This is a genomic window from Pseudomonas sp. FG13 (genome assembly GCF_057809755.1).
Window position 1 is genome coordinate 23,094 of the sequence record NZ_JBMDKO010000043.1, and the last position, 21,445, is coordinate 44,538.

At 61.6% G+C, this 21,445-nt stretch carries 17 protein-coding genes; 5 read left to right on the forward strand and 12 right to left on the reverse strand.

Annotated features, from left to right (window positions below; translation table 11 throughout):
- Window positions 1-7: 7 nt before the first annotated feature.
- From ACODTO_RS24110 to ACODTO_RS24130, 5 genes are all read right to left on the reverse strand, one after another.
- On the reverse strand, window positions 8-1,306 hold the full coding sequence (locus ACODTO_RS24110; RefSeq protein WP_139649917.1) for an MFS transporter: 1,299 nt from the start codon (window positions 1,304-1,306) through the stop codon (window positions 8-10).
- A gap of 93 nt (window positions 1,307-1,399) precedes the next feature.
- On the reverse strand, window positions 1,400-2,380 hold the full coding sequence (locus ACODTO_RS24115; RefSeq protein ID WP_489107170.1) for a sugar kinase: 981 nt from the start codon (window positions 2,378-2,380) through the stop codon (window positions 1,400-1,402).
- Window positions 2,373-3,155, reverse strand: coding sequence for a sugar phosphate isomerase/epimerase family protein (locus ACODTO_RS24120; protein ID WP_489107171.1), 783 nt, complete (start codon window positions 3,153-3,155; stop codon window positions 2,373-2,375). Before ACODTO_RS24120 ends, ACODTO_RS24115 begins: the two co-directional genes overlap by 8 nt.
- A 238-nt stretch (window positions 3,156-3,393) precedes the next feature.
- Entirely contained in the window at window positions 3,394-4,419 is a 1,026-nt protein-coding gene (locus ACODTO_RS24125) for a LacI family DNA-binding transcriptional regulator (RefSeq protein ID WP_139649912.1), read from the reverse strand.
- Between the two features lie 393 nt (window positions 4,420-4,812).
- Window positions 4,813-5,166, reverse strand: a complete 354-nt coding sequence (locus tag ACODTO_RS24130; protein ID WP_139649910.1) for a hypothetical protein — start codon at window positions 5,164-5,166, stop codon at window positions 4,813-4,815.
- Window positions 5,167-5,585: 419 nt separating this feature from the next.
- Here ACODTO_RS24130 and ACODTO_RS24135 point away from each other — a divergent pair, with 419 nt between their 5' ends.
- Entirely contained in the window at window positions 5,586-10,454 is a 4,869-nt protein-coding gene (locus ACODTO_RS24135) for an NAD-glutamate dehydrogenase (RefSeq protein ID WP_139649907.1), read from the forward strand.
- Window positions 10,455-10,649: 195 nt separating this feature from the next.
- On the opposite strand, the gene ACODTO_RS24140 is transcribed toward ACODTO_RS24135, so the two are convergent.
- The 3 genes from ACODTO_RS24140 to pdxR all read right to left on the reverse strand — a co-directional run bounded on the left by ACODTO_RS24140 (window position 10,650) and on the right by pdxR (window position 13,211).
- Complete coding sequence (locus ACODTO_RS24140; RefSeq protein WP_489107172.1) at window positions 10,650-11,054, reverse strand: cupin domain-containing protein; 405 nt, start codon at window positions 11,052-11,054, stop codon at window positions 10,650-10,652.
- Window positions 11,055-11,363: 309 nt separating this feature from the next.
- Window positions 11,364-11,657 carry an antibiotic biosynthesis monooxygenase family protein gene (locus ACODTO_RS24145; RefSeq protein WP_139649903.1) on the reverse strand — a complete coding sequence of 98 codons (294 nt, stop codon included), beginning with the start codon at window positions 11,655-11,657 and terminating at the stop codon, window positions 11,364-11,366.
- 120 nt (window positions 11,658-11,777) lie between these two features.
- Window positions 11,778-13,211: a MocR-like pyridoxine biosynthesis transcription factor PdxR gene (gene pdxR / locus ACODTO_RS24150; RefSeq protein ID WP_139649901.1), complete on the reverse strand. Its 1,434-nt coding sequence runs from the start codon at window positions 13,209-13,211 to the stop codon at window positions 11,778-11,780.
- A gap of 202 nt (window positions 13,212-13,413) precedes the next feature.
- Here pdxR and ACODTO_RS24155 point away from each other — a divergent pair, with 202 nt between their 5' ends.
- The gene (locus ACODTO_RS24155) at window positions 13,414-13,854 is read left to right on the forward strand and encodes a carboxymuconolactone decarboxylase family protein (protein WP_139649899.1); all 441 of its coding nucleotides are present in this window, start codon (window positions 13,414-13,416) and stop codon (window positions 13,852-13,854) included.
- A gap of 282 nt (window positions 13,855-14,136) precedes the next feature.
- On the opposite strand, the gene ACODTO_RS24160 is transcribed toward ACODTO_RS24155, so the two are convergent.
- Window positions 14,137-14,430, reverse strand: a complete 294-nt coding sequence (locus tag ACODTO_RS24160) for a phage infection protein (protein ID WP_175364080.1) — start codon at window positions 14,428-14,430, stop codon at window positions 14,137-14,139.
- Between the two features lie 495 nt (window positions 14,431-14,925).
- On the opposite strand from ACODTO_RS24160, the gene ACODTO_RS24165 reads away from it, so the two are divergent.
- Genes ACODTO_RS24165 through ACODTO_RS24175 form a run of 3 tightly spaced genes read left to right on the forward strand, consistent with a single transcriptional unit; the run spans window position 14,926 to window position 17,827 of the window.
- A complete protein-coding gene (locus ACODTO_RS24165) occupies window positions 14,926-15,474 on the forward strand; it encodes a TRAP transporter small permease (RefSeq protein WP_139649895.1) in 549 nt (182 codons plus the stop codon).
- Window positions 15,471-16,751, forward strand: coding sequence for a TRAP transporter large permease subunit (locus tag ACODTO_RS24170; protein ID WP_139649892.1), 1,281 nt, complete (start codon window positions 15,471-15,473; stop codon window positions 16,749-16,751). The genes ACODTO_RS24165 and ACODTO_RS24170 overlap by 4 nt, the downstream gene beginning before the upstream one ends.
- Window positions 16,752-16,807: 56 nt before the next feature.
- Window positions 16,808-17,827, forward strand: coding sequence for a TRAP transporter substrate-binding protein (locus ACODTO_RS24175; protein ID WP_139649890.1), 1,020 nt, complete (start codon window positions 16,808-16,810; stop codon window positions 17,825-17,827).
- A 114-nt stretch (window positions 17,828-17,941) separates the two neighbouring features.
- Here the strand turns inward: ACODTO_RS24175 and ACODTO_RS24180 are convergent, their stop codons facing one another.
- The 3 genes from ACODTO_RS24180 to ACODTO_RS24190 form a co-directional block, all read right to left on the reverse strand.
- Entirely contained in the window at window positions 17,942-18,733 is a 792-nt protein-coding gene (locus ACODTO_RS24180; RefSeq protein WP_139649888.1) for a transporter substrate-binding domain-containing protein, read from the reverse strand.
- 155 nt (window positions 18,734-18,888) lie between these two features.
- Window positions 18,889-19,521, reverse strand: a complete 633-nt coding sequence (locus ACODTO_RS24185) for a response regulator (RefSeq protein ID WP_139649886.1) — start codon at window positions 19,519-19,521, stop codon at window positions 18,889-18,891.
- A gap of 31 nt (window positions 19,522-19,552) precedes the next feature.
- Window positions 19,553-20,914, reverse strand: coding sequence for a cache domain-containing protein (locus ACODTO_RS24190; protein WP_139649884.1), 1,362 nt, complete (start codon window positions 20,912-20,914; stop codon window positions 19,553-19,555).
- Window positions 20,915-21,445: the final 531 nt, after the last annotated feature.

Here is a 21,445-nt window from a genome sequence, read left to right on the forward strand (position 1 = left end):
TCTCGATTCAGGAATGGGCGGGCGCCGGGTGCGGCGTCGCGGAATGAGGGGTGGCGCGGTCGCTGGCGCCGGGTTTGAGGGCAAGGGTCAGCACCACTGACAGCAGCAGCGCGCCACTCATCAGCAGGAAGGACATGCCCGGGGAGCCGGTGGAGCCATTGAGGTAGCCCACCAGGTACGAACCACCGAAGGAGCCCAGCGCGCCCATGCTGTTGATCAGCGCCATGGCGCCGCCGGCGACGTTGGCCGGCAGGATTTCCGGAACGATGGCAAAAAATGGCCCGTAAGGCGCGTACATGCAGGCGCCGGCGATCACCAGCAGGCTGTAGGACCACCAGAAATGTTCAGGCCCCAGCAGGTACGAGGCGTAGAACGCGATGGAAGCCACCAGCAGCGGCGGCCAGACGAAGCGCTTGCGCTTCTGTGCCTTGTCCGAGGCCCAGGACACGCCGAGCATGGCGACGACGGCCGCCAGGTACGGCAACGACGACAGCCACCCGGCCTCGACCATGCTCATTTGCAGGCCGGCCTTGAGGATGGACGGCAACCACAGCACGAACCCGTAGACCCCGATGCTCCAGCAGAAGAACTGCAACGCCAGGATGATGACCTTGGGCGAGCGGAAGGCCTCGGCGTAGTTCTTCACTGCCTTGATGCCGACTTGTTCGGCTGCCAGCACGCTTTCCAGGTCCTGCTTTTCCTGAGCGCTGAGCCACTTGGCCTCGGACGGACGATCGTCCGCCAGGCGCCACCAGATGAAGGCCCAGAGGACTGCCGGCAGTCCTTCGATGATGAACATCCAGCGCCAGTCGAATTGCTGCACCAGGTAACCCGACACCACCGACATCCACAACATGGTCACCGGGTTGCCGAGGATCAGGAAGGTATTGGCGCGCGAGCGTTCGGCCCGGGTGAACCAGTGGCACAGGTACACCAGCATGGCCGGCATCACGGCGGCTTCGACCACGCCGAGCATGAAACGGATCACGATCAGCCAGTAGGCGTTGGACACCACGCCGGTCAACGTCGCCAGTGAGCCCCAGAGGATCAGGCTGACGAAGATCAGTTTCTTCACGCTGTGTTTCTGCGCGTAGATCGCTCCCGGCACCTGGAAGAAAAAGTAGCCGAGGAAAAACAGCGCGCCGAGCAGTGACGACAGCCCCGGGGTAATCATCAAGTCCTTGGCCATGCCGGAGGCTGCGGCGAATCCATAATTGGCTCGGTCCAGGTAGGCCAGGCTGTAGGTGATGAACACGATGGGCATGATGTACCACCAACGGCGGGTGGCGAGGTTGAGCGTTTGCATGTCGTTGACTCCTGAGCTTGTTGTTTTTGTTGCAGCAGGTGTATTTGCGGTGTACTTCAGGCCTTGATCGCGAGCAGGCTCGCTCCTACGGATTTAACGGCAACCCATGTGAGAGAGGGCCTGCTCGCGAATGGCGCCCTCAAACTCGGCCGATAACTCGGTTCGGGTCGGCAACCCCTCCATGTCTCCTCGGTTCTGCACCGCGCGACTGCCAATCCAGTTGGCGCGCTGTACGGCCTCGGTGATATCGCGGTGTTCCAGCAGCGCGCTGATCAGGCCGACGGCGAACCCGTCCCCGGCGCCTACCGTGTCCACCACCCGGGCCACCGGCACGCCAGTCACGAAGCCCTGGGCCTGCGGCGTGCGGTAATAGGCGCCCTGTGCGCCGAGCTTGATCACCACGGCGTTGGCGCCTTGGTCCAGATAGAAGGCGGCGATGTCGGCCGGGTCGTCGAAACCGGTCAGCAACCGGCCTTCTCCGAGCCCGGGCAAGACCCAGTGGGCGAGGGCTGCGAGGCGATTGACTTCGCGGATCATCAACGACTCGCTGGACCACAGGCTGGGTCGCAGGTTGGGGTCGAAGGACAGGCTGCGGCCGGCCTCGCGCATGCGGGTCATCAACTCAAAGGACATCTCGCGGGCCGTCACCGACAGCGCTGGCACAATCCCGGTGGCATGCAGGTGTCGGGCGCCCAGCAGCGCCGGAGCGATGGCGTCGATCGACAAGTGGCTGGCCGCCGAGCCGCGCCGGAAATATTCCACCTGCGGGTCGCTGCCATCGTCGTTACGGGATTTGAACTGGAACCCGGTAGGGTGCGTTGGATCGACCGCCACGTGACGACAATCCAGGCCTTCCTGCTCCAGCGTCTGCACGACAAAGCGTCCCAGGGAGTCGGCGCCGACCCGGCTCAGCCACGCCACGTTGAAGCCCAGCCGTGCCAGGCCGATGGCGACATTGCTGTCGGCCCCGGCGATACGCTTGCTGAAATGGTTGACGTTGGCCAGGTCGCCGCAGCTGTCGGCCACCAGCATCGCCATGGTTTCGCCGAACGACAAGATATCGAATTCAGACATGGGCGGGCTCCCGGTGTGCCTGCCCGAGGCCTGCAAGAATGGTGACGTGTTCAGTGGTCAATTGCAGCAGGTCATCGCCTTGGAGCGGGTACTCGGCGGCGCGCATCACGCCGGCGGGCATCTGCTTGAACAGCTGTTCCCACAGATGCAGATCGGTCAACGCCGGTGGCACTGCAATCAGTTTGCCGTCGTCGCGCCGGGCCACGGCCTTGCAATGCACATACCTCACGTGGCGTCCGAGCAGCCGGGCCGCCAGGGTCGCCGATTGGTCCTGCCATTGCCAGTTGCCAATGTCGAAGGTCATGCCAATGGGCAATCCTTGTCGCTCGGTGGCAGCGAAAAACCGTTGGAACGGTTCGATCCGTCCGCCCTGCAACGTCTGGTCGTTCTCTACCAGCAACTGCACCGGGCTGACGGCGAGCATGTTCGCCAGGACGGTCAGGTCATGGGGCGCGGTGAAATGCCCGAGCGAGACTTTCAGCCATTTCGAACCGAACGCCTCGGCACGCTGCAAGGCCAGCGACAGGGCGGGATTGGGCTGGACGCAGTCGGCAAGCCACAGTTCGAGGGGCGACGAAAAAACACTTTGCAGGCCTTGGGCCTGGGCGCTGGCCGCCAGCTCGGCGGGCTGTTCGTGGGTAAGCAGTTCTTCGCGCCATTCGATCCGCGAGGCGCCGGCGGCAGCCAATAGCAGGGTGAAACGGCCTTGACCTTGCTGCCGCACCAAGTCGGTGCCGTAGCTGGACAGGCTGATGGAAACGGGTGGTTTATTCATTGTTCTACACCTCTGAAACCGGTTTCAGTTTTGTTCAAAAAAAGGGGAGCGCTTGGGGCAATGCCAGTCAGTTAAGGATCAAACGGTGCAGAATCTGTGGGAGCAAAGCTTGCTCGCGATAGCGGCAGGCCGGTCAACATTATTGCTGACTGACTTACCGCTATCGCGAGCAAGCTTTGCTCCCACGGGCTTAACTGACTGGCATTAAAGGCTTGGAGGGCCCTTCGTGAGCAGGCCATCATTGATCCAACCCCCGGGTCGACCCACGCTCAATCAGCTGCGCCGCAAAATCCAGGGTCTGCACCGGCCCGTTGTCGCCGCGCAGGCGCTTGAGCAGGCACTCGAAGGCTCGGGCGCCGATCTCCGCGGTCGGTTGGGCCAGGGCGGTGATGCCGCTGCCCACCAACGGGTACCAGTCCAGATCATCGAGGGCGATCAGGCCCACGTCGTCGAACAGCTGGCAGCCCAGCTCGCGCAATACTTGGGTGGCGGCCAGGGCGGCAATGCCGTTGGCGCAGAACAGCGCCTTGGGGCCAGGGCCCGGCTGGGCGAGGAAGGTCTTGATCCGGGTCGTCAGTTGATCGCGGATTTCCACCACGGCGCCGGCCAGGGCCGGGCGTCGTTCGATCTCCGACTTGAAGCTGTCGACCCGCTCGATCCGTGAACTGGTGCCGTCGAACGGTTCAGTCACCAGCAGCAGGTCGCGGTAGCCGCGCTGTTCGAGATGATCGAGCGCCATCTTCACCGCTGCGGGGTTGTCCAGGCCGACCAAGTCGCTTTCGAGCCGATCGACCTTGCGATCCACCAGCACCAGGGGCATCTCGCTGCGCAGTTCAAGCAGTTCGTCCCGGTGATGACCCAGGGTGTTCACGATCAGCCCTTCGATGTTGTAGGCACGCAACAGGGCCAGATGCTGACGTTCCTGTTCATCGTCGCGGTCGGTGTTGCACACCACCAGGCTGTAGCCGTGGCGGCGGCAGGCGGTTTCCACACCGTGCATCACGGCAATTGAATAGGGGTTGCGGATATCGGCCACCAGCATGCCGATCAGGCGGGTACGGCCGCGCTTGAGGCCTCGGGCCATCTGGTTGGGGCGATAGCCCAGCTCGCTGATCGCCTGCTCGATGCGCCGGGCGATGGCCTCGGAGAGCAGGGCGCGGTCCTCGCCGATGAACCGCGAGACGCTGGCCTTGGAAACCCCGGCGCGTTCGGCGACATCGAGCATGGTCACGCGGCTGCGCTGGGCGGCGGAGAAAGAATTCACGGTTGGAAACCTGCCTGTTGGATTTATTAGCGGCTCTGAAACCGGTTTCAGGAAACCTCAGAACCCGGTGAGTCGTCAAGGGCGTTGTGCGGGAGGGGCGACCGACGGTGGATGTCGATCAGGGGGCAGGTGGCTGGACCGCCGCTATCGCGAGCAGGCTCGCTCCCACAGTGGGGACGAGGTGTTCTCGGGAATAGCGGCCGCCACAAACTCTTTGTGGGAGCGGGCTTGCTCGCGAAAGCGGTGGATCAGTGGCGATGGTGTCGGCTGACACGCCGTCTTCGCGGGCAAGCCCGCTCCCACAGGGTTGTGAGGTGGCATCGGAATAGTGGCCGCCACAGGTCCCTTGTGGGAGCGAGCCTGCTCGCGATAGCGGCCGCGCTGACGCTGAAATCAATTCTGTCTGACGTAGGTCCCTACACCCCTGAGGATGTTCTGCAACGTCAGTTCCACCTCCGCCAAGTCGGCTTCATCGGTGTCATGGCTGATTTCCAGCACATCGTCGCCATTGAGCGCATCGGCATCGGCCGCAGCGATTTCGATTTTCAGCAATGTCGGGCTGAGGGTGACTTTCACGCCGTCCAGGGTCGACGGCTCGCCATCAAGGGCGATTTCCAGTTCGTCTTCATCGGGGTAGCGGGTCATCAGGAACATTTCGCCCTGGGCGCTGTGGCAGCAAAGCATGGCCATGTTGTCTTCTTCGTCATCGCACGGGTTGGCGATCAGAAGGGCGGTGGTCATTTGCATCGGGACGGCTCCTGGCTCGATGAGCCTTGCGGGTGCGAAGAAGCGGAGTTTGCCAGCCTGGGGGATTTACTGCGACCTCAGCCGTCATCTGTGCACGATTTCACATCGCGGGGTGCCGATTGTTCCCCAGGCTGCTAGGGTTGTTCGATGCATACGCTAGCCGATGTCCGAATATGTCGCAGCGCTGCAAGCAGGGGCCTTATCGCACTCGTTAAGCTGCGCAACGGATGCGCACTTGCACGGGCATTTCCTGTAGATGCCCGTGACATGGAAATGGAATGTGACCTGCGGGTCTTGTCCAGCTTCACCCACCTGTCGTCCTGTTTCCTCTGCCCGAGAATCAGGAACAGGATGGCCGGCAGCCCGAAAGGGGCTGCATGACGCTTCCATCAATAACAAGCCCAAGCGGAGTACCACAGATGGCGTTCTTCACCGCAGCCAGCAAAGCCGACTTCCAGCATCAACTGCAAGCGGTACTGGCGCAGCACATCAGTGAACAGGCACTGCCACAAGTGGCGCTGTTTGCTGAACAATTCTTCGGCATCATTTCCCTCGATGAACTTACCCAGCGCCGGTTGTCCGACCTCGCCGGCTGCACCTTGTCCGCCTGGCGCCTGCTTGAGCGCTTCGACCACGCGCAATCGCAGGTTCGCGTCTACAACCCCGATTACGAACGCCACGGCTGGCAGTCGACCCATACGGCCGTAGAAGTGTTGCACCACGACCTGCCGTTCCTGGTGGACTCGGTACGCACCGAGCTGAACCGCCGCGGCTACAGCATCCATACCCTGCAAACCACCGTGCTGAGCGTGCGTCGTGGCAGCAAGGGCGAGTTGCTGGAAATCCTGCCGAAGGGCACCCAGGGCGAGGGCGTCCTGCAAGAGTCGCTGATGTACCTGGAAATCGACCGCTGCGCCAACGCCGCCGAACTCAACGTCCTGAGCAAGGAACTCGAGCAGGTGCTGGGCGAAGTGCGCGTGGCCGTGGCCGACTTCGAGCCGATGAAGGACAAGGTCCAGGAGATCCTCACCAGCCTGGACAACAGCGCCTACACTATCGATGCCGACGAAAAAAGCGAGATCAAGACCTTCCTGGAGTGGCTGGTGGGCAACCACTTCACCTTCCTGGGCTATGAAGAGTTCGTGGTCCGTGACGATGCCGATGGCGGCCATATCGAGTACGACCCCGAGTCGTTCCTCGGCCTGACCAAGCTGCTGCGCGCCGGCCTGACCGCCGATGACTTGCGCATCGAGGACTACGCCGTCAACTACCTGCGCGAACCGACGCCGCTGTCGTTCGCCAAGGCCGCGCACCCGAGCCGTGTACACCGTCCGGCTTACCCGGATTATGTGTCGATCCGTGAAATCGACGCTGACGGCAAGGTCATCAAGGAATGCCGCTTCATGGGCCTGTACACCTCCTCGGTGTATGGCGAGAGCGTGCGCGTTATTCCGTACATTCGCCGCAAGGTCGCCGAAATCGAACGTCGTTCGGGCTTCCAGGCCAAGGCGCACCTGGGCAAGGAACTGGCCCAGGTGGTCGAAGTGCTGCCCCGCGACGATCTGTTCCAGACCCCGGTGGATGAGCTGTTCAGCACCGTGATGTCCATCGTGCAGATCCAGGAACGCAACAAGATCCGCGTGTTCCTGCGCAAAGATCCGTACGGCCGTTTCTGCTACTGCCTGGCCTACGTGCCGCGCGATATCTATTCCACCGAAGTGCGCCAGAAGATCCAGCAAGTGCTGATGGATCGCCTGAAGGCCTCGGACTGCGAATTCTGGACGTTCTTCTCCGAGTCGGTACTGGCCCGCGTGCAGTTGATCCTGCGAGTGGACCCGAAGAACCGCATCGACATCGACCCGCTGCTGCTGGAAAAAGAAGTGGTGCAGGCCTGCCGCAGCTGGCAGGACGACTACGCCAGCCTGGTCATCGAGAGCTTCGGCGAAGCCCAGGGCACCAACGTGCTCGCCGACTACCCGAAAGGCTTCCCGGCCGGCTACCGCGAGCGCTTTGCTGCGCATTCGGCGGTGGTCGACATGCAGCACCTGCTGAGCCTGAATGAAAAAAATCCGCTGGTCATGAGCTTCTACCAGCCGCTGGGCCAGGTGTCCGGCCAGCGTGAGCTGCACTGCAAGCTGTATCACGCCGACACGCCGTTGGCGCTGTCCGATGTGCTGCCGATCCTGGAAAACCTCGGCCTGCGCGTACTGGGTGAGTTCCCGTATCGCCTGCGCCATACCAATGGCCGCGAGTTCTGGATCCACGACTTCGCCTTCACCGCCGCCGAAGGGGTGAACCTCGACATTCAGCAGCTCAACGACACCTTGCAGGACGCCTTCGTCCACATCGTGAGCGGTGACGCCGAGAACGATGCGTTCAACCGCCTGGTGCTGACCGCCGGCCTGCCGTGGCGCGACGTGGCACTGCTGCGTGCCTACGCCCGCTATCTCAAGCAGATCCGCCTGGGCTTCGACCTGGGCTATATCGCCAGCACTCTGAACAACCATACCGACATCGCTCGCGAGCTGACCCGGTTGTTCAAGACCCGCTTCTACCTGGCCCGCAAGCTCACCGGCGAGGACCTGGAAGACAAGCAACTGCGTCTGGAGCAGGCGATCCTCACGGCACTGGACGACGTCCAGGTGCTCAACGAAGACCGCATCCTGCGTCGCTACCTGGACCTGATCAAGGCCACCCTGCGGACCAACTTCTACCAGACCGACGCCCACGGCCAGAACAAGTCCTACTTCAGCTTCAAGTTCAACCCGCACCTGATCCCGGAACTGCCGAAGCCGGTGCCCAAGTTCGAGATCTTCGTCTACTCGCCACGGGTTGAAGGCGTGCACCTGCGCTTCGGCAACGTTGCCCGTGGCGGCTTGCGCTGGTCCGACCGTGAAGAAGACTACCGCACCGAAGTCCTGGGCCTGGTAAAAGCCCAGCAAGTGAAGAACTCGGTGATCGTGCCGGTCGGCGCCAAGGGTGGTTTCCTGCCGCGTCGCCTGCCACTGGGCGGCAGCCGGGACGAGATCGCGGCCGAGGGCATCGCCTGCTACCGCATCTTCATCTCCGGTCTGTTGGACATCACCGACAACCTCAAGGATGGCGCCCTGGTACCGCCGGCCAACGTCGTGCGGCATGACGACGATGACCCGTACCTGGTGGTGGCTGCCGACAAAGGCACGGCGACTTTCTCCGACATCGCCAACGGCATTGCCATCGACTACGGCTTCTGGCTGGGCGACGCCTTCGCCTCCGGCGGTTCGGCTGGCTATGACCACAAGAAAATGGGCATCACCGCCAAGGGCGCATGGGTCGGCGTGCAGCGCCACTTCCGCGAGCGCGGCATCAACGTCCAGGAAGACAGCATTACTGTGGTCGGCGTGGGCGACATGGCCGGCGACGTGTTCGGTAACGGTTTGTTGATGTCCGACAAGCTGCAACTGGTCGCGGCGTTCAACCACCTGCACATCTTCATCGACCCGAACCCGGAACCTGCCAGCAGCTTCGCCGAGCGCAAGCGCTTGTTCGACCTGCCGCGTTCGGCCTGGACCGACTACGACACCAGCATCATGTCCGAAGGCGGCGGCATCTTCTCGCGTAGCGCGAAGAGCATCGCCATCACCCCGCAGATGCAGGCACGCTTCGACATCAAGGCCGACAAGCTGACCCCGACCGAACTGCTGAACGCCTTGCTCAAGGCGCCGGTAGACCTGTTGTGGAACGGCGGTATCGGCACCTACGTCAAGGCCAGCACCGAAAGCCACGCCGATGTCGGCGACAAGGCCAACGATGCGCTGCGCGTGAACGGTAACGAACTGCGCTGCAAGGTGGTGGGCGAGGGCGGCAACCTGGGCATGACCCAGTTGGGCCGTGTCGAGTTCGGCCTGCATGGCGGCGCCACCAACACCGACTTCATCGACAACGCGGGCGGCGTGGACTGCTCCGACCATGAAGTGAACATCAAGATCCTGCTCAACGAAGTGGTGCAGGCCGGCGACATGACCGACAAGCAACGTAACCAGTTGCTGGCGAGCATGACCGACGAAGTCGGTGGCCTGGTGTTGGGCAACAACTACAAGCAGACCCAGGCCCTGTCCCTGGCGGCCCGTCGCGCATTCGTGCGGATCGCCGAATACAAGCGCCTGATGAACGATCTGGAAGTGCGTGGCAAGCTGGACCGTGCAATCGAGTTCCTGCCGACCGAAGAACAGCTGGCCGAACGTGTCGCGGCGGGCCATGGCCTGACCCGTGCCGAGCTGTCGGTGCTGATCTCCTACAGCAAGATCGACCTCAAGGAAGCGCTGCTCAACTCCCTGGTACCGGACGACGACTACCTGACCCGTGACATGGAGACCGCGTTCCCGGCGACGCTGGTGAACAAGTTCTCCGAGGCCATGCGTCGCCATCGCCTGAAGCGTGAAATCGTCAGCACCCAGATCGCCAACGACCTGGTCAACCACATGGGCATCACCTTCGTTCAACGGCTCAAGGAGTCCACGGGCATGAGCCCGGCGAACGTGGCGGGCGCATATGTGATCGTGCGGGACATCTTCCACCTCCCACACTGGTTCCGTCAGATCGAAGCCCTGGACCACCAGGTGTCGGCCGACGTGCAACTGGAGCTGATGGATGAGTTGATGCGCCTGGGCCGTCGTGCGACCCGCTGGTTCCTGCGCAGCCGCCGTAACGAGCAGAACGCTGCTCGCGATGTGGCTCACTTCGGTCCGCACCTGGCGGCGTTGGGCCTCAAGCTCGACGAACTGCTGGAAGGCCCGACCCGTGAAGGTTGGCAGACCCGCTACCAGGCCTACGTGGCCGCCGGTGTGCCGGAGCTGCTGGCGCGCATGGTTGCAGGCACTACGCACCTGTACACCTTGCTGCCGATCATCGAGGCCTCCGACGTCACCGGTCAGAACGCCGCCGATGTGGCCAAGGCCTACTTCGCCGTGGGCAGCGCCCTGGACATCACCTGGTATCTGCAGCAGATCAGTGCCTTGCCGGTGGAAAACAACTGGCAGGCCCTGGCCCGCGAAGCGTTCCGCGATGATGTCGACTGGCAGCAACGGGCGATCACCATCTCGGTCCTGCAACAGGGCGACGGCAGCCAGGACGTGGAAACCCGTCTTGCGCTGTGGCTGGAGCAGCAGCAGGACATGGTCGAGCGCTGGCGTGCCATGCTGGTGGACATTCGTGCCGCCAGCGCCACCGATTACGCCATGTACGCAGTCGCCAACCGCGAACTGCTGGACCTGGCGTTGGCAGGTCAGGCGGTCGTAACGGCCAACTGATTCGGCGTTGAATGAAAAGCCCCGCATCGAGAGATGCGGGGCTTTTTATTGGGCGCGGTTCATGCGCAGCACCGATTTTCCTTGTGGGAGCGAGCCTGCTCGCGATGGCGTCGGATCAGTCGACGGCGATGTTGGCTGTGCCTCCGCTATCGCGAGCAGGCTCGCTCCCACAGAGGGGAAGTGTGTGGTGAACCATCAGTTCTTCAGCGGAATCAACACCGCCTCCTTCTCACCCATCACCATGAAGACCAGCAGTTTCGCCGGCGCGGTCGCGCTGGCGTTTTTCGAGACCAGGTGCTCGGAACCCGCCGCCTCGTACCAGAACTCCCCGGCCTTGTAGGTGGTCGCCGGCTCGCCTTTGACCTGGGAGGTAATGGCACCTTCGAGCACATAGGCCATGGCCGTGCCTTCATGTTTGTGGGCGATGGATGACTGGCCTGGGGCGTAGTCAACGGTCAGCATCATGGCTTTTTTGCCCGGCAGGTTTTTCAGCATTTTCTCCTGCAACACCTGGACCTTTTCCGAAGGTGCGGCTTCGTGGGCGTAGACCTGGGCGACAGGCAGCAGGATGAGGGCGGCGATCAGGCAGAGGGTTTTCATGGCAGTGGCCTTCGTGGGTTTGGAGTGGGTCCGCGCTGTTGCGGCGATGGATCCACCCTATGCCCGCTGGCGGGGCAAGCAAACGTCCAATCTTTCGGAAGGCCGGTAGACCAATTGGCCTACTACGGATTTGCAACTGACTGGACCGTAACCCTGTGGCGAGGGGATTTATCCCCGCCGGGCTGCGCAGCGGCCCCAAGATATTCGTGACGGCGCCTATCTGGCGAGTGCTGCGCACTCGAGCGGGGCGGTGCGACGTTTCGCTAAATCCCCTCGCCACATGGGGCACGGCCCAGGAGTGCGGGCAGCTCAGACAATCGGGAAACTATTGAAATCCACGCTCCGGGCCAGGCGACTGTCGATCAGGCCGATAAAACCCTGCACTTCGGGGCAATTGAAGTGGGCTTGCATGGCTGCTTCCGATTGCCAGCGGGCGCTGACGGTCCAGCGGTCGCCGTCCACCGGACACCGATCGACCATGTAGGCGTCGCAACCGGGCTGGGTGCGCAGGGTTTCGACGATTTGCTGCAACTGTCGGCCCAGCTCTTCCGAGCGACCGGGGGTGGCTTGCACCTGGACGGTATTGATCACTTGGCGAGACATCGTTCAGGCTCCTGAATCAAGTCGGACGGGATGTTCACAATCAACGGTACCCGTGCAGGATAGGCCTGCATGGGCGAGGCTTAAACAGCCAATGGGCGGATAAGCAGGCAGTCCAATCGTTCAGGCGACCTGCTGCAGGATGTCCCGCAAGCGATCCAGGGCGATGTCGATGTCCAGGACTTCGATGGCACCAAAACCGAAGAACAGCCCTTGTCGCGGTGGTGCTTCGTTGAAAAAACCATCAAGGCGGTACAGACCGACCTCGACTCTTTTCGCCAACTCGACCACCAGCGGCAGATCGATCGGTACTTTGCACAATACCGCCAGGTGGAAGCCGGCGGTGGTGGGCACGGCTTCGAACCAGGGCGACAGGTCACCGGCCATGCGCGCCAGGATCCGCTCGCGACGTCCGGCGTACAAGGTGTGGCAGCGACGAATGTGCTTGAGCAGGCAACCTTCGGCGATGAACTTGGCCAGCGCCCATTGGGGCAGGGTGGACGTGTGTTGGTCGGTGAGGCGCTTGGCCAGGATCACCGCTTCGAGAATCGCTGGCGGCAGGATGGCGTAGCCAAGCCGCAACTCCGGCAACAGGGTCTTTGAGAACGTCCCGACGTACGCCACGATGCCTCGTTCGTCCATGCTCTGCAGCGAGTCGGCAGGCCGGCCTTCATAGCGGAATTCGCTGTCGTAATCGTCTTCGATGATGATCGCGCCGAGCTCATAGGCTCGCGCCAGCAGGGCCTCGCGGCGGGCTTGGCTCAGGGGCATGCCCAGGGGGAACTGATGGGAAGGCGTGACGTAGATCAGCCGCGTGCCGTCCGGAATCAGGTCGACCCGCATGCCTTGCTCATCCACCGGGACCCCGACCACCGTGGCGCCGTGGGAGCCGAACAGCAGTCGCGCCGGTGGATACCCCGGGTCTTCCATCGCCACCAGGCTGCCGGGCCGGGTCAATACCCGTGAGATCAGGTCCAGGGCTTGTTGCGCGCCGTTGCACACCACCACATCATCGTCCTGGCAATTGACCCCCCGGGAAAATGCGATGTGCCGGGCGATGGCATTGCGCAGGGCCGGCAGGCCCCCGGGTTGGCTGTAGAGGCCCTTGGCATTGGCGATCTGGCGCAGGGCGTGGGCAGTGCAACGACGCCAATCGTCCAGGGGAAACTGCCCCTTGCCGGTGGCACCGCCGATGAAGTCGTAGCGTAATGCGCTTTCCGGCGTCGGATGGCGCAACAGGTCCGGCATGTTGCGCCAGGCCTCGACCACGTCGGCCCCGGCCAGCTCCCGATGGCTTTGCTTGCGCACGATCTTGGCTGGCCGCGCATTGACGTAGGTGCCTTTGCCGATGATGCCGGTGAGAAAGTTTTCGTAGGTCAGCTGGGCGTAGGTGTCGGAAACGGTCTTGCGCGAAACGCCCAGCTGTTCGGCGAGCAGGCGGCTGGGGGGCAGTTGTGTGCCGGCAGTCAGGCGACCGCTTTCGATGGCGCTGCGCAACTGTTGGTACAACTGACTTGTCAGGTCCTTGCGGCCATTGATGACGACATGAAGTTCCATACCCGCGGGCTCCCGGACAATCGCCTGGCGGCAGCGTCAAAGCTGCAAGATTACCTGCATTGTGCGTCTGGATAGAAGTTGTGTGGAGAAAATCCGGCAGATTGGTCTGGCGTTGGATGGCCCTGGTTTTTTCGGCCAATTGGATCTGTCGCCGATGGCCTTCAGGTTCTACCGTGAAGGGATCACTGCCACGGAGCCCGTCATGAACCAGCGTCTGGATTACTACAGTGCGTCCCCAGGGGCGATGAAAGCGATGATTGGCCTGGAAGCGCTGACCAGCCGCCTGAGTATCGAAGCGGCGCTTCTGCACCTGATCAAGATCCGCGCTTCGCAACTCAACGGGTGTGCTTTCTGCACCGACATGCATTCGGTGGATGCACGACGTCTGGGTGAAACCGAACGGCGTCTGTTCGCAGTGGCTGTATGGCGCGATAGTTGCTTTTTTACTGACCGTGAGCGCGCCGCCCTGGCCTGGACCGAAGCGGTGACGCTGTTGGCCCAGAGCCAGGTACCCGACGATGTCTATGCCCAGGCCCGTACCTGCTTCAGTGAGGAGGAGCTGGTGGACCTGACAATGGCGATCAGCACCATCAACAGCTGGAATAGGCTGGCGGTGAGTTTTCGCCAGAGCCCTGTTGATTGAGTCAGGAAGTGGGGGGCTGGTCGGCCGCTTTCGCGAGCAGGCTCGCCCACAGGGAATCGGTGGTGGACACAGAACCTGAAGTTGCCCAAAAACAACTGTGGGAGCGAGGCTTGCACGCGATGCAGGCGCCTCGATCTACAGTAATACCGGGGCGATGCTATCGCGGGCAAGCCTTGCTCCCACAGGCTTGCCCACACAGGAGTGAGCGCTACAGGGTGATATCGGGACCGCAGTGAATAACACGGTCCCGGCGGGCGTCGCAGCGCTGAGTTTCGAGACGATCTAGGCGACTGCCGCGGCGTTGCGCTCGCGCAGCTCCTGCAAACGATCAGCCCCGCCCTCAGCGACACGATTCTCAAGCAAACGATCAGCCCCGCCCTCAGCGACGCGATTCTCAAGCAAACGGTCGGAGCCGCCTTCGGCCACACGGTTCTGAATCAGGCGATCGGAGCCGCCTTCGGCCAACTGATGCGCCGCGGCGCTGCTGTCTGTTGCCGAAGCGACATTCGACAGGCCGAAGCCGCTAACCAGTGCCAGTGCGATTACCAGGGACGAAGCTTTTGGGAAATTGAACATGGTGGTTCTCCTTGCGGTTAATGGATCAATTGCGCAGCAGCGAAGGGGTGCTGCTGTCCGGTGATCACAGTTAAACGCACGGATGTATCTGGGCAGTGTGTCGGAAGAAGGGGAAGTCGACAGTTACGTATCAATCGGCGGTTCATACACAGACTGATACAAACCCTTGGGACGTGGCGGAGTGGAGGCTCCGGATTAGCCGATAATCGCACCCTTTGTTATGCGCATTCGCTTGGGTTATTGACCGTACTAACCGGTTGGTACATTTTAGGCGCAGTACGTCTTGTCGGTACGAGCAAGACCCATAATAAAAACAGAGGAATACCCATGCGTAACTGTCTGCGGGCACCCGACGCCATCCCTTCGCCCCTTCGCTTCAATCCCGAAGCCATTCTCTTGATCTCCGATCCGGCCCTGTAGCAGGCCTATACGGCTGCGGCTGCGGCTCCATCGCGCCATGTGCCGGTATTCGACAAAACCTGAGAGGTCTTCAAGATGACCAAAGTCGTCGATCTGTATTTCAAGCTGCTGAAGCTGCTGATTGTCTTGTGCATGGTTGCGATGACCGTGCTGGTGTTCGGCAATGTGGTGCTGCGTTATGCCTTCAATTCCGGAATCAGTGTGTCCGAGGAGCTTTCACGCTGGTTCTTCGTCTGGATGATTTTTCTCGGAGCCTTGGTGGCGCTCAAGGATCGTGCGCACCTGGGGATGGACAGCCTGGTCAAGCGCTTGCCGCCTTTGGTCAGGCGCGCCTGTCTGGTCATCGGGCATTTGCTGATGCTGTACATCTGCTGGTTGATCTTCATGGGCAGTTGGCAGCAGGTGGTGATCAACCTGCACGTGGTCGCACCGGCCTCCGGCTTGTCGATGGCGGTGTTTTACGCTGCCGGCCTGGTGTTTGGCGCCAGCGCAGCCTTGATCCTGCTCTATGAGCTCTACCTGGCTTTGTCTGGCAAGCTCGGCGACGACGAGTGGGTCGTGATCCAGGACCATGACGCCGTCGAGGCGATGACGCATAACCCCATCAAGAGTGATCGACCATGACGCTGGTTATTTTTCTCGGCTCTTTGATAGGCAGCATGGCGCTGGGCATTCCCATTGCGTTTGCGTTGCTGGTGGTCAGCGTGGCGCTGATGTTTTACCTGGATCTGTTCGATGCGCAAATCATCGCCCAGAACCTGCTCAACGGCGCGGACAGCTTCCCGCTGATGGCCGTGCCGTTCTTCATGCTGGCCGGCGAGGTCATGAATGCCGGCGGCTTGTCCAAACGCATTGTCAACATCGCCATGGCGCTGGTGGGACACAAGCGCGGCGGTCTCGGTTACGTGGCGATTATCGCGTCCTGCCTGCTGGCGTCGCTCTCCGGCTCCGCCGTGGCCGATGCCGCGGCACTGGCGGCGTTGCTGGTGCCAATGATGGTGCTGGCCGGGCATAACCGGGGACGGTCGGCCGGCCTGATCGCGGCCGGTGGCATCATTGCACCGGTCATCCCGCCGAGTATCGGTTTTATTGTGTTTGGCGTGGCATCCGGGGTGTCGATATCCAAGCTGTTCCTGGCCGGCATCGTGCCTGGACTCATGCTTGGGGCTTCGCTGGCCTTGGCCTGGTGGTACATCTCGCGCAGTGAGCATGTCGAGACGCCGCCGAAGCGTTCCCGTGCCGAAGTGCTGCGTACATTGCTCGACGGCAGTTGGGCGATGGGTCTGCCACTGATCATCGTCCTGGGTCTCAAATTCGGCATCTTCACCCCCACTGAAGCCGCGGTGGTCGCGGCGGTCTATTCGCTGTTCGTGTCCCTGGTGATCTACCGGGAGATGAAAGTCAGCCAGCTATATGAAGTGATCCTGTCCTCGGCCAAGACCACCTCGGTGGTGATGTTACTGGTGGCGGCGGCCATGGTTTCGTCCTGGCTGGTGACCATCGCCGATCTCCCGGGCCAGTTGGCGGAATTGCTGTCACCGTTCATGGACAACCCGACCCTGCTGCTGATGGTGATGATGGTGCTGATCATCCTGGTGGGGACGGTGATGGACATGACCCCGACCATCCTCATCCTCACTCCGGTATTGATGCCTGCTGTCGTCCAGGCGGGTATCGACCCGGTGTACTTCGGCGTGCTGTTTCTGATCAACACGGCCATCGGCCTGATCACGCCGCCCGTGGGGACGGTGCTCAATGTGGTTTGCGGGGTGGCAAAGCTGGACTTCGAAGAAGTTGTCCGCGGCGTATGGCCGTTTCTGCTCGCGCAGCTTGTGGTGCTGTTCCTGTTGGTGATGTTCCCGCAATTGGTCCTTGGGCCGTTGAAATTCTTCACCGGGTGACACGGGTGTAAGCCTTTGGTAGCTCGACCTTAAAACAATAATGATTGGAGAGTGAAATGCAAAAACTGATGAAAGCCCTGGTGGCCGGGGCGTGTGCAACGGGGTTGTTGTTGGGCAGCATGGCGAGCCACGCGGAGGAGATCCGCGAACGCACCCTGCGATTCGCGTTCCAGAACGTCAAGGAGCATCCACAGGGCCAGGGTGCGCAGAAATTCGCTGACCTGCTCAGCGAAAAAAGTGGCGGCAAGATCAAGGTCCGTCTGTTCCCTGGCGGGACATTGGGCGGCGACGTGCAGACGGTCTCGGCCCTGCAGGGCGGCACGCTGGACATCACCGTGCTCAACTCCGGCATTCTGGCGGCCCAGGCCCCCGATTTTGCCATGCTCGACTTTCCTTTCCTGTTCAACAACGCCGAAGAAGCCCATGCAGTGATCGATGGCCCGGTCGGCCAGAAGCTCGCGGCGCAGTTGGACAGCAAAGGGCTGGTGGGCCTGGGCTATTGGGATCTCGGGTTTCGTAACCTGACCAATAGCAAGCACCCGGTGACCCGGCTTGAAGACATGCAGGGCTTGAAGATTCGCGTCATTCAGTCGCCGATCTATCTGGAAACCTTCTCCGCACTGGGGGCCAACCCTGTGCCGATGGCGTTTCCCGAGGTCTACACCGGCCTTGAGCAACACACCATCGACGGCCAGGAGAACCCCTTCACGGTGATCGAAGGCAACAAGTTCTACGAGGTGCAGAAGTATCTTTCGGTAACGGGCCATATCTTCAACCCGCAGTCGTTGATCATCAGCCAGAAAACCTGGAGTCGCCTCAACGACGATGAGAAAGCGATGATTCGCGAGGCCGCTACCGAGGCGCAGAAATTCCAGCGAGATGCCACCGCAGCGAGCATGGACAAGGCAAAAGCGACGCTGGCCGGCGCGATGACGGTCAACGAAGTCAGCCCAGCCGAGAAGGATCGCTTTCGCGAGCGGGTGCAGCCGGTGATTGATAAGTTCGCCAAGTCCCTGGATGCCAACCTGGTGAAAATGATGTACGACGAGATCGCCAAGGTACGGGCTGCGCAGTGAGTTGACACGCCGCCATCGCGAGCGGTGAACCCGGGGTAGACAACGTTCTTCGGTCATCCTCGATTATTGAGGGAGCGAGCCTGCTCGCTCCCTCAACGTCAGGACATCAAGCGGTCATTGAGCGTCCGGAACCGCCAGCCATTGCCCAATGACTTTCTGGTAGCTGCCGTTCGCCTTGCTCAGGTGCAACCACTGATCGACATACATCTTCCACGTGGTGTCGTCCCGTGGCAGCAGGTAGGCCTTCTCGCCATATTGCAGGTAACGGCTCGGGTTGACGGCGCACAGGCCAGGCTTGAGTTTCTGCTGGTAGAGCGCTTCCGAGGCATCGGTAATCATCACGTCGGCTTTCTTGTCCAGCAGTTCCTGGAAGATGGTCACATTGTCATGAAGACTGAGCTGGCCCTTGGGCACGAAGGCGCGGACGAAGGCTTCGTTGGTGCCGCCGGCCGGTTCCACCAGGCGCACCGAAGGCTGGTTGATCTGTTCGAGGGTCTGGTAGCGCGACTGGTCTTCGCAACGGACCAGCGGGATCTTGCCATCCACGTCCAGCGTATTGCTGAAGTAGGCTTTCTTCTGGCGCTCGAGGGTCACCGAGATCCCGCCCATGCCGATGTCGCATTTGCCCGCGATCATATCCGGCATCAGGGTTTTCCAGGTGGTCTGTACCCATTGCACTTTGACGCCCAGGCTTGCTGCCAGGGAGCGCGCCATGTCGGTGTCGATGCCTTCGTATTCTCCGGTTTCAGTCTTGTAGGTGTAGGGCTTGTAGTCGCCGGTGGTGCACACCGTCAATTCACCCCGTTGCAGGACCAGGTCCAGATGCGAAGGCGCCGGCTCGGCCTGGGCGCCGCAGGACAGTGCCAGCAGGCCGCAGAATGTCATTGTGCTTGTTATATTTTTCATCGGGGCACACGTCTCGCAAGGGAAGGGGACAAGACGGGGCAGTGTAGTAAAAGTCTTCGCGGGCTGTCACGGGGGCGGGGCGCTGGCGACTCATCGCGCGGCCGCGTCGGGCAGTCGCTGGGGGCTTTCGTCGGTGCAGCGGTGCGCTTCGCTGTCTAGTGGGCAATGATCCCATGGTCGATCGCGTACTTCGCCAGGGCCGCGGGTTTGTCGATGTTGAGCTTGCGGCGGATGCTCAGGCGGTGGGTTTCGACGGTGCGCACGCTGATGTCCAGCTCGCGGGCCATCTCCTTGTTGTTCAGACCCTGGACCATTTTGAGTAGCACCTGGCGCTCGCGGGGTGTCAGCTCGTCATCGGTGTTGGGAGCGGTGGCGAGCCGCTGGGCGATCTCTGCGCTGTAGAAGGTGCCGCCGCTGATGATGGCCTCGATGGCGGCGATGATTTCCCGTGAAGGCGCATTCTTGAGGACGTAGCCGCTGGCGCCGGAACGCACCGACTCGCTCACGTACTCATGGTTATCGTACATGCTCAAAACCAGGATCTTGAGGTTGGGGTACTGTTTGCCCAGCAGCCGGGTCAATTCGAGCCCGTTCATGTCCTTGAGGCCGATGTCCATCAGCAGCAGGTCTGGCTGGCAGCGCCCGACCATCTCGATCGCCTGCGCGCCGTTCTCGGCTTCGCCCACCACATCCAGTTGGGGCATGACGGACAGCAAGGCCCGGATGCCATCGCGGACCAGGGAGTGATCGTCAACCAGCGCGACGCGGATCGCAGGGGGCAGGTTCATCGGCAGGTGCTCTCGGTATAAAGGGCGCGCATCAGCTTTCGGTGGCCGACAGGGCCATGGGCAACAGGACGTCCAATTCACTTCGACCCGGCGTCGACGTCAGTTCCAGTCGTCCGCCGAAATGCTCGACCCGTTCACGGATGTTACGCAGGCCGATGCCGGCATGGCCACGTTCGACTTGCGGGACATTGAAGCCCATTCCGTCATCCACCACCGTCAGGCGCAAGGATTGAGCGGAGCCAAACAAGGTGATAGCGACACGTTTCGCCCCAGCGTGGCGTTCGATATTGGTCAGGGCTTCCTGGGCAATGCGGAATAGCGAGACCGGGGCGCCATTCTCCAGCCGGCAATCGAACTCATTGCTTCGGTAGGATACCTCCAGGCCGCTGCGCTGTTCGAATTCGGCCGCGAGCTGGCCGATGGCGGCGGGCAGGCCCAGGGTGTCGAGCAGGGAAGAGCGCAAGTCGTGGGAGATGTTGCGGATTTCACCGATGGCTTCTCCCAGTCGATCCGTTGCGTTCTTGAGGATGCCCAGGCCGTTTTCCTGGCCGTTTTCGAGCACATGACTGGCCAGCTCGAACTGGAATTTGATCGACACCAGCAGTTGGCTGATGCCGTCGTGGAGCTCGCGGGATACCCGCGAGCGTTCCTCCTCCTGCAGGCTGACAATGCGCTGGTTCAACCGCTGCAGTTTTTTGTCGGCCAGGCGATGTTCGCTCACGTTGAGGGTCATGCCGCCAGCGAAGACCAGCAGGACCGCCACCAGTGCGATGGCGGCAATGGCCAGCATGGTGGTGTGGATGCCTTGGGCGACTTCATCCCGTGCCTGCTGGGTGGCGCGCTCGACATCTTCCAGGTAGATCCCGGTGCCAAGCATCCAGCCCCACCGATCCAGCATCACCACGTAGGCCAATTTTTCGGTCACCTGGCCGGAGGACGGTTTGTTCCAGGCGTAGCGCTGGAAACCTTCGCCGGTCTCGGCGCTTTTGATCAATGCCTGGATGACAGGCAGGCCGTGAGGATCCTTCATGTCCCAGAGGTATTTGCCCACCAGCTCCGACTGGCGCGCGTGCATCAGGCTGCGGCCCTGGCGGTCATACACGAAGAAATAGCCGTTGATGCCGAAGCTGAGCTTGCGCAGTTCTTCGAGCACCTGCTGCTGTGCGTGTTCGTCGCCAAGGCCACCGTTGTACAGCGGAGCGATCAGGCTCTGCGCCATCTCGACGTAGTTCTTCAGCTCGGCGCGCTTGCTGGCCAGGATGCTGTCTTCGATCAGTTGTGCCTGTTGGTCGCCCAACTGGCGGTTGAGCGAGATCACCAGCGCGCAGATGACAGCAATCGCCAGGACCAGGGGCAGGATCCCGAGGGCGACGATTTTGTGTTTGAGCAGCATCTGTACTCCTGTCAGGGCCTGACGGGGGGAGGTGGATGGTCGGCATCATATGCCAAACATCGTACCGGATTGGAGATAAAACCTGTGGGAGCAAAACCTGTGGGAGCAAAGCTTGCTCGCGATTGCGGTCAGTCAGCAATGATGTTGACTGGTCTGTCGCTATCGCGAGCAAGCTTTGCTCCCACAGGTTTGCACCGTTTGATCCTTAACTGGCATTAGGGCAAGCCTTGCTCCCGCAGGGGCAGGGGGCATCTACGTAGTACTACGGATTTATTTATTGACGATGTACAGGGATATTGGGCCCGCTCCGAATAGCCGGGGCATACTATAAAAACAATCGCCGCAGTCCACTGGACCTCGGCAGGAGACACGCAATGACAACCCGTCTGGTTAAACACCTTGCCTGGTTTGCCGTGGCTGTTCTGGGAGCCTGTGCGTTGAGTGTCGTGGCCTTGCGCCGCGGCGAACCCATCAACGCCCTCTGGATCGTCGTCGCAGCCGTGGCCATCTACCTGGTCGCCTACCGCTACT

Excerpts from the sequence above, each read along its gene's own strand:
- ACODTO_RS24165 (WP_139649895.1), top strand. The coding sequence starts at position 14,926 with ATGACCAAAGTCGTCGATCTGTATTTCAAGCTGCTGAAGCTGCTGATT.
- ACODTO_RS24180 (WP_139649888.1), bottom strand. The coding sequence starts at position 18,733 with ATGAAAAATATAACAAGCACAATGACATTCTGCGGCCTGCTGGCACTG.
- ACODTO_RS24120 (WP_489107171.1), bottom strand. The coding sequence starts at position 3,155 with ATGAATAAACCACCCGTTTCCATCAGCCTGTCCAGCTACGGCACCGAC.
- ACODTO_RS24115 (WP_489107170.1), bottom strand. The coding sequence starts at position 2,380 with ATGTCTGAATTCGATATCTTGTCGTTCGGCGAAACCATGGCGATGCTG.
- ACODTO_RS24185 (WP_139649886.1), bottom strand. The coding sequence starts at position 19,521 with ATGAACCTGCCCCCTGCGATCCGCGTCGCGCTGGTTGACGATCACTCC.
- ACODTO_RS24190 (WP_139649884.1), bottom strand. The coding sequence starts at position 20,914 with ATGCTGCTCAAACACAAAATCGTCGCCCTCGGGATCCTGCCCCTGGTC.
- ACODTO_RS24140 (WP_489107172.1), bottom strand. The coding sequence starts at position 11,054 with ATGAAAACCCTCTGCCTGATCGCCGCCCTCATCCTGCTGCCTGTCGCC.
- pdxR (WP_139649901.1), bottom strand. The coding sequence starts at position 13,211 with ATGGAACTTCATGTCGTCATCAATGGCCGCAAGGACCTGACAAGTCAG.
- ACODTO_RS24175 (WP_139649890.1), top strand. The coding sequence starts at position 16,808 with ATGCAAAAACTGATGAAAGCCCTGGTGGCCGGGGCGTGTGCAACGGGG.
- ACODTO_RS24170 (WP_139649892.1), top strand. The coding sequence starts at position 15,471 with ATGACGCTGGTTATTTTTCTCGGCTCTTTGATAGGCAGCATGGCGCTG.
- ACODTO_RS24110 (WP_139649917.1), bottom strand. The coding sequence starts at position 1,306 with ATGCAAACGCTCAACCTCGCCACCCGCCGTTGGTGGTACATCATGCCC.
- ACODTO_RS24155 (WP_139649899.1), top strand. The coding sequence starts at position 13,414 with ATGAACCAGCGTCTGGATTACTACAGTGCGTCCCCAGGGGCGATGAAA.
- ACODTO_RS24135 (WP_139649907.1), top strand. The coding sequence starts at position 5,586 with ATGGCGTTCTTCACCGCAGCCAGCAAAGCCGACTTCCAGCATCAACTG.
- ACODTO_RS24130 (WP_139649910.1), bottom strand. The coding sequence starts at position 5,166 with ATGCAAATGACCACCGCCCTTCTGATCGCCAACCCGTGCGATGACGAA.
- ACODTO_RS24145 (WP_139649903.1), bottom strand. The coding sequence starts at position 11,657 with ATGTCTCGCCAAGTGATCAATACCGTCCAGGTGCAAGCCACCCCCGGT.
- ACODTO_RS24160 (WP_175364080.1), bottom strand. The coding sequence starts at position 14,430 with ATGTTCAATTTCCCAAAAGCTTCGTCCCTGGTAATCGCACTGGCACTG.